General features: G+C 68.0%; 17 protein-coding genes. 8 read left to right on the top strand and 9 right to left on the bottom strand.

Going from position 1 to position 15,258, the window contains the following annotated elements; all coding sequences use genetic code 11:
• The first annotated feature begins 8 nt into the window (after positions 1-8).
• The 4 genes from MKP05_RS08830 to phoR all read left to right on the top strand — a co-directional run bounded on the left by MKP05_RS08830 (position 9) and on the right by phoR (position 3,665).
• Entirely contained in the window at positions 9-578 is a 570-nt protein-coding gene (locus MKP05_RS08830) for a chorismate--pyruvate lyase family protein (protein ID WP_439108975.1), read from the top strand.
• A gap of 37 nt (positions 579-615) precedes the next feature.
• Entirely contained in the window at positions 616-1,506 is an 891-nt protein-coding gene (gene ubiA, locus MKP05_RS08825) for a 4-hydroxybenzoate octaprenyltransferase (protein ID WP_240567956.1), read from the top strand.
• 145 nt (positions 1,507-1,651) lie between these two features.
• Positions 1,652-2,341: a phosphate regulon transcriptional regulator PhoB gene (phoB, locus tag MKP05_RS08820; RefSeq protein ID WP_240567955.1), complete on the top strand. Its 690-nt coding sequence runs from the start codon at positions 1,652-1,654 to the stop codon at positions 2,339-2,341.
• Between the two features lies 1 nt (position 2,342).
• On the top strand, positions 2,343-3,665 hold the full coding sequence (phoR, locus tag MKP05_RS08815) for a phosphate regulon sensor histidine kinase PhoR (RefSeq protein ID WP_240567954.1): 1,323 nt from the start codon (positions 2,343-2,345) through the stop codon (positions 3,663-3,665).
• A gap of 203 nt (positions 3,666-3,868) precedes the next feature.
• Here the strand turns inward: phoR and merR are convergent, their stop codons facing one another.
• Positions 3,869-4,303: a mercury resistance transcriptional regulator MerR gene (merR, locus tag MKP05_RS08810; RefSeq protein ID WP_240567953.1), complete on the bottom strand. Its 435-nt coding sequence runs from the start codon at positions 4,301-4,303 to the stop codon at positions 3,869-3,871.
• Between the two features lie 43 nt (positions 4,304-4,346).
• Here merR and merT point away from each other — a divergent pair, with 43 nt between their 5' ends.
• Genes merT through merA form a run of 3 tightly spaced genes read left to right on the top strand, consistent with a single transcriptional unit; the run spans position 4,347 to position 6,429 of the window.
• The gene (merT, locus tag MKP05_RS08805) at positions 4,347-4,727 is read left to right on the top strand and encodes a mercuric ion transporter MerT (RefSeq protein ID WP_439108974.1); all 381 of its coding nucleotides are present in this window, start codon (positions 4,347-4,349) and stop codon (positions 4,725-4,727) included.
• A 45-nt stretch (positions 4,728-4,772) separates the two neighbouring features.
• Entirely contained in the window at positions 4,773-5,030 is a 258-nt protein-coding gene (gene merF / locus MKP05_RS08800) for a mercury resistance system transport protein MerF (protein ID WP_240567952.1), read from the top strand.
• A complete protein-coding gene (merA, locus tag MKP05_RS08795; RefSeq protein ID WP_240567951.1) occupies positions 5,023-6,429 on the top strand; it encodes a mercury(II) reductase in 1,407 nt (468 codons plus the stop codon). The genes merF and merA overlap by 8 nt, the downstream gene beginning before the upstream one ends.
• Positions 6,430-6,642: 213 nt before the next feature.
• On the opposite strand, the gene MKP05_RS08790 is transcribed toward merA, so the two are convergent.
• The 7 genes from MKP05_RS08790 to MKP05_RS08760 all read right to left on the bottom strand — a co-directional run bounded on the left by MKP05_RS08790 (position 6,643) and on the right by MKP05_RS08760 (position 13,439).
• A complete protein-coding gene (locus MKP05_RS08790; RefSeq protein WP_240567950.1) occupies positions 6,643-7,122 on the bottom strand; it encodes a copper chaperone PCu(A)C in 480 nt (159 codons plus the stop codon).
• Positions 7,123-7,213: 91 nt separating this feature from the next.
• Positions 7,214-7,948 carry a sulfate transporter CysZ gene (gene cysZ / locus MKP05_RS08785; RefSeq protein ID WP_240567949.1) on the bottom strand — a complete coding sequence of 245 codons (735 nt, stop codon included), beginning with the start codon at positions 7,946-7,948 and terminating at the stop codon, positions 7,214-7,216.
• Positions 7,949-8,044: 96 nt separating this feature from the next.
• Entirely contained in the window at positions 8,045-8,773 is a 729-nt protein-coding gene (phoU, locus tag MKP05_RS08780) for a phosphate signaling complex protein PhoU (protein ID WP_110284378.1), read from the bottom strand.
• Between the two features lie 24 nt (positions 8,774-8,797).
• Positions 8,798-9,613, bottom strand: a complete 816-nt coding sequence (gene pstB / locus MKP05_RS08775) for a phosphate ABC transporter ATP-binding protein PstB (RefSeq protein WP_110284379.1) — start codon at positions 9,611-9,613, stop codon at positions 8,798-8,800.
• Positions 9,614-9,649: 36 nt separating this feature from the next.
• Positions 9,650-11,200: a phosphate ABC transporter permease PstA gene (gene pstA / locus MKP05_RS08770; protein ID WP_240567987.1), complete on the bottom strand. Its 1,551-nt coding sequence runs from the start codon at positions 11,198-11,200 to the stop codon at positions 9,650-9,652.
• A complete protein-coding gene (locus MKP05_RS08765; protein ID WP_240567948.1) occupies positions 11,200-12,429 on the bottom strand; it encodes an ABC transporter permease subunit in 1,230 nt (409 codons plus the stop codon). The genes pstA and MKP05_RS08765 overlap by 1 nt, the downstream gene beginning before the upstream one ends.
• Before the next feature lie 65 nt (positions 12,430-12,494).
• Positions 12,495-13,439, bottom strand: a complete 945-nt coding sequence (locus MKP05_RS08760; protein WP_240567947.1) for a PstS family phosphate ABC transporter substrate-binding protein — start codon at positions 13,437-13,439, stop codon at positions 12,495-12,497.
• 170 nt (positions 13,440-13,609) lie between these two features.
• On the opposite strand from MKP05_RS08760, the gene MKP05_RS08755 reads away from it, so the two are divergent.
• Positions 13,610-14,017 (top strand): acyl-CoA thioesterase, encoded by a 408-nt coding sequence (locus MKP05_RS08755; RefSeq protein ID WP_240567946.1) that lies wholly within the window; start codon positions 13,610-13,612, stop codon positions 14,015-14,017.
• Positions 14,018-14,079: 62 nt separating this feature from the next.
• On the opposite strand, the gene MKP05_RS08750 is transcribed toward MKP05_RS08755, so the two are convergent.
• A complete protein-coding gene (locus MKP05_RS08750; RefSeq protein WP_240567945.1) occupies positions 14,080-15,168 on the bottom strand; it encodes a TRAP transporter substrate-binding protein in 1,089 nt (362 codons plus the stop codon).
• Between the last annotated feature and the right edge of the window lie 90 nt (positions 15,169-15,258).

Here is a 15,258-nt window from a genome sequence, read left to right as displayed (position 1 = left end):
TAGACACAGTGACGCGGAGCGACCCGGTGCACGACGGCCAGACGTCCGATACCAGCCCATCCTGCCCCATCTGGCGCCCCCTGGCGGCGGCCCGTCCGGCCATGAGTCCCGACTGGTGGCAGTGGATCGCCTCGCGCGATTCCCTCACCGCACGACTGATCGACGCCGGTGGTGAACGCGCCTTCCGGGTCCGGCTGCTCGACCAGCGGCTGATTCGGCCCCGACGCGACGAGGCCCGGGCACTGGGTATCCCCTTCCCCCGACACGCCTGGCGCCGGGAGGTCGCGCTCTGCCTCGACGGGCGCCCCTGGGTGGTGGCCCGGTCGGTGGCGCCGCTGGCCCGGCTGCGTGGCCAGCGCCTCGACCGGCTCGGCGAGCGCTCGCTGGGCAGCTGGCTGTTCCGCCTGCCGGATCTCGAACGCAGCCCCATCGAGGTCACCGCCTCGCCGCCGCCCTTCCACCCGGACGGCGGCCCCTGGGGGCGACGCTCGGTGTTCCGCCACGGGCACTTCGCGTTGCTGGTGCAGGAGTTCTTTCTCGATCGCATGGCGGATGACCTGGGGCTGCCTTCGCGCTAGGCTCCCGGGCAGCCAAACCGGATATCACGAGGACGAGATGGACCGATCCCTGATGCGCCCCAAGGGCCTGGCCCGAGTGCCCGACTTCCTGCACCTGACGCGCCTCGACCGCCCCATCGGCACCTGGCTGCTGATGTGGCCCACCCTCTGGGCCCTGTGGTTCGCCGCCGAGGGCGTGCCCGGCCGCGATGTGCTGCTGATCTTCGTCGCCGGGGTCTACCTGATGCGCGCCGCCGGCTGCGTGGTCAACGACTATGCCGATCGGAACTTCGATGGCCACGTCAAGCGCACGAGGAACCGTCCCCTGGCCACGGGGCGGATCAGCGAGGGCGAGGCCCAGGCGCTGTTCCTGGTCCTGGTGACGGCGGCCTTCGTGCTGGTGTGGTTCACCAACCTGTTCACGGTGATGCTGTCGCTGGTGGGGGTGGTGCTGGCCTTCATCTACCCCTTCATGAAGCGCTACACCCACCTGCCCCAGCTGTTCCTGGGGGCCGCCTTCTCCTGGGCGATTCCCATGGCCTTCGGCGCGGTACTGGGGACGGTACCGGCCGAGGCCTGGCTGCTGTTCGCCGCCAACGTGGCCTGGACGGTGGCCTACGACACCGAATACGCCATGGTCGACCGCGACGACGACCTGAAGATCGGCATCAAGTCCACCGCCGTGCTGTTCGGCCGCGCCGACCGGCTGATGATCGGCCTGCTGCAGGGGCTGACCCTCGTCCTGCTGGCCTGGGCCGGCGCCCGCCTGGCCCTGGGCGGCTTCTTCTGGCTCGGGCTGGCGACCATGGTGGCGACCTTCGTCCACCAGCAGTTCCTGATCCGCCACCGGGAGCGCGACCGCTGCTTCCAGGCCTTCCTCAACAATCACTGGTCGGGCCTGGTGGTGTTCGCCGGTATCGCGCTCAGCCTCTGGCCCACCGCCGGCTGAGGGCAAGGCAATCACAGTTACCAACGTACGGGGCGTCGGGGACAAATAGCCCTGTGGCTGGAGGGGCCATGGCGGCGCTGTCATCCAACTGTCATCATGGCATGATGTCATCGTCATCGACCGTCATTGACCACGAGGCCCCGCGATGACCGCCAAGACCGTTCTGATCGTCGATGATGAAGCGTCGATCCGCGAGATGATCGCCGTGGCGCTGGAGATGGCCGACTATCGCGTCCTCGAGGCGGACAATGCCCAGGATGCCCACGCCATGGTGGTGGACCGCCAGCCCGACCTGGTGCTGCTCGACTGGATGATGCCCGGTACCAGCGGCATCGAGCTGGCCCGGCGCCTCAAGCGCGAGGAGGCCACCGCCGAGTTGCCGATCATCATGCTCACCGCCAAGGGCGAGGAGGACAACAAGATCCAGGGGCTCGAGGCCGGCGCCGACGACTACATCACCAAGCCCTTCTCGCCGCGGGAACTGGTGGCACGCCTCAAGGCCGTGCTGCGTCGCACCACGCCGCGGGGCGTGGAGGAGCCGGTGGAAGTCGAGGGGCTGCTGCTCGACCCGGTCAGCCACCGGGTCAGCTCCCGCGGCCGCGCGGTGGAGATGGGCCCCACCGAGTATCGCCTGCTGCAGTTCTTCATGACCCACCAGGAGCGCGCCTATACTCGCGGTCAGCTGCTCGACCAGGTATGGGGCGGCAATGTCTATGTCGAGGAGCGTACCGTGGACGTGCATATCCGCCGCCTGCGCAAGGCACTGGGCGACACCCATCAGCACCTGATCCAGACCGTGCGTGGCACCGGCTACCGGTTCTCCGCCAAGGGTTGACGTGCGCCTCTGGAGCCGTGAACTCTGGCGCCTGGTCCTGCTCGCCGGCCTCGGCGCCCTGGCAGGCTGGCCGCTCTCGGCCCCCGGGCTCGGTCTCGCCGTCGGCCTGGCCCTCTGCCTGCTCCACCACCTGCGCCGGCTGCATGCCCTGCACGCCTGGCTGACCCACAATCCCCAGGCCGACCCCCCCGCCGCCGGTGGCCTGTGGGGCGAGCTGTTCGACCGCCTCTACCGCTACCAGAAGGGCCAGCGCCTCACCCAGAGCCGGCTGCGCAGCACCCTCAAGCGCATCCAGGAATCCTCCGAGGCGATGCGCGACAGCGTGGTGATGCTCGACCGCCACGGCGACCTGGAGTGGTGGAACAGCGCCGCCGCGCGGATGCTCGGCCTGCAGGCCGCCCACGACCGCGGGCAGCACGTCACCAACCTGATCCGCGACCCGCGCTTCGTCGCCTACTTCAATGCCCGCGACTACCGCGACCCCCTGACCCTGCCCTCGCCCATCGACGAGCGGCTGATCCTGCAGTTCCAGATCACCCTCTACGGTGACGACGAGCGCCTGCTGATGGCCCGCGACATCACCCGCCTGCATCGCCTGGAACAGATGCGCCGCGACTTCGTGGCCAACGTCTCCCATGAGCTGCGCACGCCGCTGACCGTGCTGGCCGGCTACCTGGAGACCTTTTCGAGCTACGTTGCCGAGAACGGCGCCGACCGGTTGCCGCCGCGTTTCGCCCGCGGTCTTTCCCAGATGCAGGAGCAGACCACGCGCATGCAGAACCTGGTCAACGACCTGCTGCTGCTCTCGCGGCTGGAGATCGACCAGGGGGGCGACGACCACACGCCGCTGGCCATGGACGCACTGCTGGAGAGCGTGCGCCGCGACGCCGAGGCGCTCTCCGCCGGGCGCCAGCGGATCACGGTGGAGGTCGAGGAAGCCCGGCGGCTGATCGGCAGCGAGCAGGAGATCCGCAGCGCGATCTCCAACCTCGCCTTCAACGCCGTGCGCTACACCCCCGAGGGTTGCCAGGTCACCCTGCGCTGGAAGCCCCATCCCCAGGGCGCCTGCGTGGAGGTGGAGGACGACGGCGACGGCATCGACCCCGTGCATATCCCCCGGCTCACCGAGCGCTTCTACCGGGTCGACAAGGGGCGCAGCGCCGCCACCGGCGGTACCGGCCTGGGCCTGGCCATCGTCAAGCACGTGCTGCTGCGCCACGACGCCCGCCTGGAGATCGAGTCCCGTCCCGGCCGGGGCGCACGGTTCCGCTGTGTCTATCCGGCCGCCCGCCTGGCCGCGCCCGAGTCCGTCGCCTCGGCCTGAGCCTTTCGCGCATGGATTTCCAGGCGTCAAAGGGCGTAAAGCATCCGGGCTCGTATCCCCTCGAACGAGTAGCCCCGGCTTCACGGTTCTTATCCTTGGCCAGGCGGTTAATGGCTTCGGTGAAGGCGTTGGTGATTCTGACCTCGGTAGCGAAAGAGGCCAGGATCTCTGGCTGAGTCGTTTATCTACTCACTGCCGATGGGTTACGCCCTTGGATCCCCCGCCTCGCCGAGACCTTCATGCAATGACGCAATCAGTGGGCAGGTGATGTTGCCTTCCTCTCTGTGGCAGCTGTGTACCATCTCGTCCAGCACCTGCTCGATACGCTGGAGACCTTCGATCTTCTTTCGCACATCCTCCAACTTGTGCTCGGCCAGGGTGCTGGCTTCCTGGCAATGGGTGCCATCCTCCAGGCGCAGCAACTCGGCCACCTCGTTGAGGCTGAAGCCCAACCGCTGCGCGGTTTTCACGAAGGTCAGGCGCGACACCTCGGCGGTACCGTAACGGCGGATACTGCCGTAGGGCCGGGCTGGCTCGGGCAGTAGCCCCCGGCGCTGGTAATACCGGATTGTCTCGACATGCACGTTAGCCGCCTTGGCCAGGCCGCCGATGGTCAGAGAGTTCAATTCATTCCGCATGCGCCTTGACTCCGTATCTGACTACGGAAATAACCTTACCTCAGTGAACAAGGTCATGAAAGGGGCAAGCGCAATGTCAACATCGAAATCGGGGCGGGGCCCCTTGGCCGCCGGAGGGATCGCGGCCCTCCTGGCCTCGGCCTGCTGTCTCGGCCCGCTGGTGCTGATCATGGTGGGAGTTTCCGGCGCCTGGATCGGCAACCTTGCTGCCCTGGAACCGTATCGCCCGCTCTTCATTGGCGTGGCGCTGGTGGCACTGTTCTTCGCCTGGCGACGGATCTTCCGGCCAGTGGAAAAGTGCCAGCCAGGTGAGCTATGTGCCGTGCCACGTGTCAGGACGGGCTACAAGGTCATGTTCTGGATCGTGTCGCTACTGGTACTGACCGCGCTCGTCTTTCCCTACACGCTGCCGTGGTTCTATTGAGAGGAGGTTCCCCATGAAAACAGCGCAAGCGGATCAGGAGTGACCATGAAGAACCCGAAAACCCTACTGCGCGTGAGCGTGATTGGCACCGTCCTGGTGGCGCTGTGCTGCTTTACGCCGATCCTGGTGATCCTGCTCGGCACGGTGGGCCTGGCGGCTCTGACCGGCTATCTCGACTATGTGCTACTGCCGGCCCTGGCCTTTTTCATCGGCCTGACCATTTATGCGATTTGGCGTAAAAAGCAGTACGACGCCCGTTGTGCCAACAGCTCCAGCAAATCAAGGAATACGCCCCATGAGTGACGTCAAGAAGCTGCACATCGCGGTCATCGGCAGCGGCGGCGCCGCCATGGCGACGGCCCTGAAGGCCGCCGAACGCGGCGCCCGCATCACCCTGATCGAACGCGGGACCCTCGGCGGCACCTGCGTCAATACCGGCTGTGTGCCCTCGAAGATCATGATTCGCGCCGCCCATATTGCCCACTTGCGCACGGCAAGCCCCTTCGATGCAGGCCTGAGCGCCCAGGCGCCGGTGGTGGACCGGGCGCAGCTGCTCAGGCAACAGCAGGGTCGTGTGGAGGAACTGCGTGATGCCAAGTACGAGGGGATTCTGCGCGACCACCCGGCCATCACGGTCCTGCATGGCGAGGCCCGGTTCGTCGATGCCCAGCATCTGACGGTCAAGTTGAAGGAAGGCGGCGAGCAGACCGTCCGCTTCGATCGCGCCTTCATCGGCACCGGCGCTCGTCCGGCAGAACCGCCGGTGCCGGGGCTGGCCGACACCCCCTACTTGACCTCCACCAGCGCGCTGACCCTGGACACCCTTCCCCAGCGGCTGATCGTGATCGGGGCCTCGGTGGTGGCCCTGGAACTGGCCCAGGCCTTCGCCCGGCTGGGCAGCCGGGTCACCCTGCTGGCCCGCAGCCGCCTGCTCTCCCAGGAAGACCCGACGGTGGGGGACGCGGTGGAGGCGGCGTTTCGCCGCGAGGGCATCGAGGTGCTCAAGCAGACCCAGGCGAGCCGCGTGGACTACACCGACAATGAATTCAGTGTCGACACCAACGCCGGCACCTTGCGGGCGGATCAACTGCTGGTGGCCACCGGACGGACACCGAACACCGAGGCGCTGAACCTGGCGGGCATCGGCGTGGAAACCGCGCGTGGCGCGATTCTGGTGAATGAGCATCTGCAAACCACGGTGCCGGGACTCTATGCCGCCGGTGACTGCACCGATCAGCCGGAGTATGTCTATGTCGCCGCCGCCGGGGGCAGCCGAGCCGCCGTCAACATGACCGGCGGCGAGGCCACCCTGGACCTCAGTGCCATGCCGGCGGTGATCTTCACCGACCCCCAGGTGGCCACCGTCGGCCTGACGGAGGCCGAGGCACTCAAGCAGGGCTTCAGCGTGGAGACCCGCGTGCTCGATCTGGAGAACGTGCCGCGTGCGCTGGTGAATTTCGACATCGGTGGTTTCATCAAGATGGTGGCCGAACGCGACTCGGGGCGGTTGCTGGGCGTCCAGGCGGTGGCGGGGGAAGCCGGTGAGCTGATCCAGACCGCAGTGATGGCGCTGCGCGCCCGCATGACCGTGCAGGCCATCGGCGATGAGCTGTTTCCCTACCTGACCATGGTGGAAGGCCTCAAGCTCTGTGCCCAGACCTTCACCAAGGATGTCAAGCAGTTGTCCTGCTGTGCTGGATGAACCATATGAGCGCGACCGTGGTGCCGCATGGCGGTCTCCCCGTCTAAGTCATTGATATCCATGCACTGTTCAGGACAACGCCAAGCGACAGAGGTCAGGACCATGGTCGAGCGGCTCTTCGATGCCGTGGCCACCACGCTGGACGCCCTGGATTTACGCCGGGACGAGACGCAACGGGTACGGCATCGACGAGGGTCGCGAGCCAAGCTCGCCTCAATGATGGTGATCCGCGGCGTCCTCGCTGCCCTCCCCGGCGCTCTGTACCCAGACCTCCACCTCGATCTCGCCGCGCTCGGCGAACTCCAGGGTCAGGGGGAAGCGATCGCCGTCATTGAGGGGGGCGACGAGGTCAAACAGCATCAGGTGGTAGCCACCGCCGGGACGCATGGTCTGGAGGGTGCCGGCGGGAATATCGATCCGTTCGACCCGGCGCATCTGCATCACGCCGTCGTCCATGGCCATGTCGTGCAGTTCGACCGTCTCGCTCGCCGGGCTGCGGGCCCCCACCAGCACGGCGGGCTCGCTGCCGTCGACGCGGATGTCCACGTAGGCCGCGGCGTGGGGCACGCTGGGGGGGGCCGGGGTGGCGAAGGGATGGCTGATCCGCACATCGTCCAGCTGGTAGTCGTGGGCCAGGGCGGTGGCGGAGAGCACCAGGCCGGCGGCGAACATCAGGGAAGCACGAAGCGGCATGTAGCGGTTTCCTTGTCGGCTGCATGAGGGAAAGAAGGGGTAAGGGGCGAACATCGTCGTCTACAGCATAGCAGCCGCCCCCCTGGCCCGGTCAGCGCGGGGCGGGGACCGACTCCAGGCCGCGGTAGTGCCGCTCCCACATCAGCACCGCGCCGGCCACGGCGCCGGGCAGCAGGAAGAGGTTGGCCAGCGGGATCCAGGTGATCAGGGTCACCCAGCCGCCGTAGCTCAGCGTCGGCCACCAGCGGGCGGCGAGACGGCGGCGCATGTCGGCGAAGCTCACCTTGTTGTTGTCCATGGGATAGTCGAGGTAGGTGATGGCCATGATCCAGGCCGAGAAGGCCAACCACAGCAAGGGGGCGACCAGGTTGAGCAGCGGGATCCAACTGATCACGAACAGCAGCGCCATCCGCGGCAAGATGTAGGCCAGCTTGACCAGCTCGCGGCCCAGGGCGTCCACCGCGGTCCGGAGCAGGCCACGGTCGTCCAGCGGCGGCCGGCCGGTGGCGACCACCTCGACCTTCGCCGCCAGGAAGCCGTAGAAGGGCGCGGCGATCAGGTGGGTCACCAGGGTGAAGGTGAAGAACACGATCAGCACCAGGCTGATCACGAACAGCGGCCAGATCAGCCAGGAGAGCCAGGTGAGCCACCCCGGCACCATGGCCATCCAGCCGTCGAGCCAGGCCCCGAAGTTGGCCAGCACGTAATGCAGCATGGCCGCATAGACCAGCAGGTTGACGGCGATGGGCACGAAGACGTAGCGGCGCAGGCCGCGGCCATAGACCAGGCGGGTACCGCGGGAAAGGGCCGAGAAGGCATCGAGCATGAGGGGTCCTCGCAGGCAGCAGCGCACTCAACAACACGGCGGGCCACCGCCCGGGGGCGGTGGCCCGCGTCATTGACGGCCAAACCGGCCTGCCGGTCAACCCTTGCCGGTCAGCGACTGCTCGTCGAGCTCGTCCGGGTCGGTGTGACGGATGTCGAGCCCCTTGACCAGGTAGACCACGTACTCGGCCAGGTTGTTGGCATGGTCGCCGATGCGCTCCAGGGCCCGCAGGATCCACATCACGCTGAGCACCGGCGAGATCACCCGGGCATCCTCCATCATGAAGGTCATCAGCGAGCGCATGGCACTCTGGTACTCGCTGTCCACCTGCTCGTCCTCGTGGACCACCTGGAGGGCCAGCTCGGTATCGAAACGGGCGAAGGACGTCAGGGCGTCACGCACCATCTTGCGCACATGCTCGCTGATCAGCCTCACCTCGACGAAGCCGCGGGAGCCGTTGTCGGCTTCCACCAGGCCGATGGCGTTGCGGGCGATCTTGCTGGCCTCGTCGCCGATGCGCTCGAGGTCCGAGGCGGCGCGGATCACCGCCAGCACCAGGCGCAGGTCGGACGCCGCCGGCTGACGGCGGGCCAGCACCCGGGTGCACTCCTCGTCGAGGCGAATCTGCATCTCGTTGACCTGATTGTCGTTGTCGACCACCCGCTCGGCCAGGCGGGTATCGCCGTCGAGCAGGGCGGTGACCGCATCCTGGACCTGCTTCTCGACCAGACCGCCCATGGCCATCAGGTGGGTCTTGAGTTCCTCGAGCTCCTGGTTGAACTGCCGGGAGATATGCTGGCTGTGGGTATCGCTGGTGATGTCCATGGGACTCTCCTCGGGGGCAGGGCGTCAGGCCATGCGCCCGGTAATGTAGTTCTCGGTACGCCGCAGGCGCGGATTGGTGAACAGGGTATCGGTGGGGCCGTACTCCACCAGTTCCCCCTCCTGCAGGAAGGCGGTGTAGTCGGAGACCCGCGCGGCCTGCTGCATGTTGTGGGTGACCAGCACCAGGGTCAGCTGTGACTTCAGGTTGCGGATCAGCTCCTCGATCTTCAAGGTCGAGATGGGGTCCAGGGCCGAGGCCGGCTCGTCGAGCAGCAGCACCTCGGGCCTGACCGCCAGGGTCCGGGCGATCACCAGGCGCTGCTGCTGGCCGCCGGAAAGCGACCAGGCCGAGGCCCTCAGGCGATCCTTCACCTCGTGCCAGAGTGCCGCCGAGGTCAGCGCCCACTCGACCACGTCGTCCATCTGGCGCCGGCGCATGCCCCCCAGCAGGCGCAGGCCGAAGGCCACGTTGTCGTAGATCGACATCGGGAAGGGGTTGGGCACCTGGAACACCATGCCCACCCGCCGCCGCAGCTCGGCCACGGCCACCTCCGGGTCGTGGATGTCACGCCCCTCGAGCAGCACCTTCCCCTCGTGGCTGACCTCCTCGTTGAGGTCATGGAGGCGATTGAGTGCCCGCAGCAGGGTCGACTTGCCGCAGCCCGAGGGACCGATGAAGGCCGTCACCCGATGCCGCGGCACACGCAGGGTCAAGCCGCGCAGCGCCGGCTTGTCGCCATAGGCGAGGCTCAGGTCCTCGATCTCCAGGCAGCTTGCCTCGCGGTGAAAGTCGATGATCGGACCGGAACCGGTCGATCGCGGCTGCACAAGCACGGACATCGAGGTCACTCCTTCCGGCACCACGGCGCTCGATGATTAGACACGCGGCAGCGCTCCATGACGCACCTTCAGATGATGCCGCAGAAATATTGCAGTCAGGTTAAGTACCAGGATCACCAGCACCAGCAGCAGCGCCGTGGCATAGACCAGTGGCAAGGCGGCCTGGACATCGCCGCCATGGAAGGCCGTGTCGAAGATGTGGTAGCCCAGGTGCATGAACTTCCTTTCAAGATGCAGGAAGGGAAAGTCACCGTCCACCGGTACCTGGGGCGCCAGCTTGGCCACCCCCACCAGCATCAGGGGCGCCACCTCACCGGCGGCCCTGGCCACCGCCAGGATCAACCCGGTGAGCATCGCCGGCGTCACCATGGGCAGCACCACCCGGGTCAGCATCTCCAGGCGGGTGGCCCCCAGGGCCAGGGCGCCCTCGCGCTGCTGGTCGGGGATACGCGCCAGCCCCTCCTCGGTGGCCACGATGACCACCGGCAGGGTCAGCAGCGCCAGGGTCAGCGAGGCCCACAGCAGGCCCCCGGTGCCGAAGGTCGGCGAGGGCAGCGCCTCCTCGAAGAACCAGGCGTCCAGGGAACCGCCGATGCCATGGACGAATACCCCCAGGCCGAAGACGCCATAGACGATCGACGGCACCCCGGCCAGGTTGCGCACGGCGATGCGGACCAGCCGGGTGAAGCGTCCCTGGTGCGCCACCTCGTTGAGATAGATCGCCGCCAGCACGCCGAAGGGGGTGACCAGCACCGACATCAGCAGCACCATCAGCACGGTGCCGAAGATCGCCGGCCAGACGCCGCCGGCGGTATTCGCCGCCCGCGGCCCCTCGGCGAGGAAGCGCCAGACGCCCTGTCCCCAGGCGGCGAGCTTCTCGACCGGCGACATGGCATTGGGCCGCCAGGCACGCACCACCTCCACCAGCGGCTGCTCCAGCCGTCGCCCGTCGGCACTCTCCAGCACCAGGCGATCACGGCCCATCTCGGCCCGGAGCTCGCGCAGTTGGGCATTGGCCCGGGCCAGGTCACGGCTCGCCTCTGCGTCGGGGCCGGTCGCCAGCCGTGCCGCCAGCGGCATGATCGTCTTCCGGCGCAGCCTGGCCTGTTCATCACGCAGTATCTCCAGCTCGACGAGTCGCGCCTGTAGCACCGTCCAGGCCGATTTCCCCTCGCCCAGCGGGCGTCCGTCGCGCTCCACCGCCATCAGCCGGCCGATGAAATCCCCCCAGCGGCGACGCTCCAGCACCACCAGCTCATCCGGATAGCCCACGTCGGCGATCGTCTCCAGCGCCACCCAGGTCCAGATGCCATCGTCCAGATCCCGATTGGCGGTGCGATAGAGCCGCTCGCGTCCACGGATCCCGCTGCCCTCCGCCCCTGGCAGCCGCGCCTCCTTCACCGCCTCGCCGGCCAGCCAGCGGCCATTCTCGAGCTCGACCAGCGCCACCGGCGCCGGCCAGAAATGGCCCAGGCCACGCCCGGCCAGCAACACCAGCAGGGCGCCCAGCATCAGCAACGACAGCGCTACGCTGCCTGCCGCCAGCCAGGGCCAGGGGCCCTCGCCCCGGGTCAGGTCATGGGACATCATGGCGCGCCGCCCAGGCGCCGATAGCGATGTCGCAGCCGAGCGCGCACCACCTCGGCCAGGGTGTTGACCAGGAAGGTGAAGACGAACAGCGCCAGCGCCGCCAGCAGCAGCAGCCGGTAGTGAGTCCCGCCGAACGCGGCCTCGGGCAGCTCGATGGCGATGCTGGCGGCCATCGAGCGCATGCCGTCGAAGGGGCTCAGGGTCATCAGCGCGGTATTGCCGCTGGCCATCAGCACGATCATGGTCTCGCCCACCGCCCGGCCGGCGCCGATCATCACCGCCGAGAAGACCCCGGGACTGGCGGCGGGCAGTACCACCTTCCACAGGGTCTGCCAGCGGGTCGCGCCCATCGCCTGAGCTCCTTCGCCGAGGCTTCCCGGGACCCCGGACAGCGCATCCTCGGCCAGGGCGTAGACGCTCGGCATCACCGCGAAGCCCATGGCCAGTCCGACGATCATGGCATTGCGGCTGGCATAATCGAGCCCCAGGCGGAGCTCCAGCCAGCCACGCAGGTCGCCGCCGAACCAGCCGGCCTCCAGCCAGGGGGCGAGGCCCAGCGCCGCGGCCACCAGCAGCAACAGCCAGGGCTCCAGCCAGAGCCCGGCCCAGCCCAGCGGCAGGCAGCGGCGCAGCCGCACCGGCAGCCGTGTCCAGCCCCAGCCGGCGATCAGCACCCCCGGGGGCAACAGCACCACCAGTGCCAGGACCCCGGCCAGGTGCCGCTCCACCCAGGGGGCCAGCACCAGACCGGCGATGAAGCCGATCACCACGCCGGGCAACGCCTCCATCAGCTCCAGGGTGGGCTTGATGCGGCTACGCAGGCGCCGCGACATGAACATGGCGGAGTGAATCGCCGCCCCTAGCGCCAGCGGCACGGCGATCACCAGTGCCCAGGCCGCCGCCTTGAGGGTGCCCCAGACCAGCGGGGTCATGCCGTATTGCGGACGCTCCTCCGCCGAGGTCACCGTGGGCTGCCAGCGATGCTGGGGCGCGTCGTAGCCCTCGTAGGATTGCGGCAACCACAGCGCCCGCCAGCTCACCTCGTGGCCGGTGTCCGTCGGGGTGGACCAGAACAGCGGCACCACCTCCACCACCAGGAAGACCCCGATGGCCAGGAGGGCGGCGATCACCCCGATGCCACCGGCGGTGATCAGCGCGGTGGCCAGACGATCACGGCCCCGGCGCAGGCGCTGTCGCAGATGCAGTGACGGGGAGGGGTCGCTCATGGCCATGGCCTTCGAGGAGTTGCACCAGCAAAATACGACAGAATCATGACACTCGCGTGACAGGGTCAGGGGGTCTCGTGCAATCCCAGGCGTCGGCGCTGACGCTCCAGGGTCGCCTGGGGCAGGGCGACGAAACCGAGCTCGACGACCGTTTCCTGCCCTTCGGGCGAGAGGATCAGCTCGACGAAGGCTCGTTCGGGGCCGGGCAGCGCCTCGCCCGGTGGCAGGTTGAGATAGAGGTAGAGGGTCCGGGAGAGGGGGTAGTCGCCCTGGCGAACGCGCTCGGGGTCCGGCCGGACCGCCCTGCCCTCGGCATCGACCAGCGGCAGGGCGCGAACCCCCGCCGTGAGGTGATTGCGCCCGGCATAGCCGATGGCGCGCGGCGACGCCGCCACCGCCGCCACCACCGCCGCCGACCCGGGATGCTCGTCGAGGCGGGCCCGGTAGTCGCCGTTGCACAGGGCGCGCTGCCTGAACAGCCCGTAGGTGCCAGAGGCGGCATTGCGCCCATGCAGGGCGAGCCCCCCCCTCGGACGCTCGATGCCCAGCTCGCGCCAGCGGTTGATGGCATGCCCGCCACCGCAGCGACGCGTCGCGGAGAAGATCCCGTCCAGCTCCGCCAGGCTCAGCTGCGTCAACGGGTTGTGGCGATGCACGATTACCACCAGGGCGTCCCGAGCGACCTCGATCTCCACCGGGGGGTAGCCATGGCGCTCGATGAAGTCGCGGCGCTCGGTGTCGGACATGGCACGGGACATGGGGCCCAGCCGCGTCGTGCCGGCCACCAGTGCCGGCGGGGCACTGGCCGAGCCGCTGGCCTGCAGCTGCAGCCGGATGCCGGGATGCCGGTCGGTGAGCTGTTCCCCCCAGCGCAGCATCAGCCCGGCCAGGGTATCCGACCCGACCGCGCCCAGGCTGCCCACCACCTCGTCGGCCATGGCCACGGGCATCGCCAGCATCAGTACCAGGGCACCCAGCCAGCGGCGTCGTGCCTTCCCGCCTCGTTGCATGCTGTCTCCCCCGAGAAACGCCCCCCTGGGGCGAGTCATGATGTCGCAATACTGGTGACGGAGCATGCCCAGCGTATACCATGCCGCTGTTGTCCGGCCTACTCCGGCAACAGGCCCCACGGCATTTCACGACAGGATTTCACAACAACAAGTCAGGCAGACGCCCCATCATGACCGAACTCGATGATGTACCCGCCCCCCAGGGCCAGCTGACCCTCAAGCTGCTGGCGAGCCGCCAGGACACCAATCTCCATGGCGATATCGCCGGTGGCTGGCTGGTGGCCCTCATGGACCAGGCCGCCGAGCTGGCCGCCGGCCGCGAGGCCTGCGGCCGCACCGCCACCGTGGCCATCGAGGCCATGGACTTCCTCTGCCCGGTGCGCGTCGGCTCGATGGTCAACATCTTCACCGCCGTGCGCGAGATCGGCCACAGCTCGATCAAGATCGACGTGGAGGTGTGGATCCGCTCGCCCCAGGAGCGCGACCCGGACGAGCTGCACAAGGTCACCGAGGCCCGCTTCGTGATGGTGGCACTGGACGACAACGGCCGCATCCGCGCCGTGCGCCAGAACGACTGACACCCCCGTGACCGACATGGGCGCCACCAGGGCGCCCATGAACGCGTCCGACGAGCCGGGGATCAGGCCCCTACCGCTTCGCGCCCTTTCAGGTAGGCGTACTCGCCCACGTCGCTGAACGGCCGCACCAGCTTCTGGAAGGCCAGGTAGGATTCGTACACCTTGGCCGAATCCGGATCGCTGTCGACCTGCGCCTGGATCGCCGCCTTGGAAGAGTCATAGAGCGCCGCCATGACGTCATCCGGGAAGGAGCGCAGCTGCACCTCGTGTTCGTTGACCAGGGTGTCCAGGGCCTGGGCATTGCGATAGGCGAACTCACTGACCATCGCCAGGTTGGCGGCCATGGCAGCCTCGCGCACCACGTCCTTGAGGTCGTCGGGCAGGGCGTTCCAGGCATCCAGGTTGACCGTGCCTTCCAGGATCGCACTGGGCTCGTTCCAGGCCGAGGTGTAGTAGTAGTCGGCCACCTGATGCAGGCCGAAGGCCAGGTCGTTGTAGGGACCGACCCAGTCGGCGGCGTCGAGCACGCCGGTCTGCATGGAGGTGAAGATCTCGCTACCGGGCATGTTCACCGTGGTGACGCCGATGCCGTTCATCGCCTCGCCGGCCAGTCCCGGCAACCGCAGCTTGAGGCCCTGCATGTCCTCGAGGGAGTTGATCTCCTTCTTGAACCAGCCGGCCATCTGGGTACCGGTGTTGCCCACCGGGAACGGCTTGAGATTGTGCTTGGCGTAGACCTCGTCCCACAGTTCCTGACCACCCCCGTGGTAGAGCCAGGCATTGGTCTCGGTGGTGTTCATGCCGAAGGGCACGGCAGTGAAGAACTGGGAGGCCGCGACCTTGCCGCGCCAGTAGTAGGAAGCGGAGTGCCCCATCTCGGCGGTGCCGGCGGCCACCGCATCGAATACCTCCAGCGCGGGCACCAGCTCGCCGGCACCGTGCACGCGGATCCGCATACGGCCAGCCGAGAGCTTCTCGATGCGCTCGGCGAAGTCGTTGGCACCGGTGCCCAGGGCGGGAAAGTTCTTCGGCCAGGAGGTCACCATGTCCCAGGTGATGGTCTCCTGGGCCTTGGCGGTGGAGACGAAGGGCGCGGCGACGGCGCCGGCGGCACCGATGCCGGCGGTCTTGAGGAATCTACGGCGCTGCATGACGGGCATGACTCCGAGGTGATTGTTGTGAGCCGCGCCTTCTGTGGCGCGGTCTGTCCGCCCGTGAGTATGGGTCAGCGCCGATTGGTC

This window comes from Halomonas flagellata, from assembly GCF_022487945.1.
Lineage (GTDB): Bacteria > Pseudomonadota > Gammaproteobacteria > Pseudomonadales > Halomonadaceae > Halomonas > Halomonas flagellata.
This window is presented reverse-complemented; position numbering and strand designations above follow the sequence as displayed.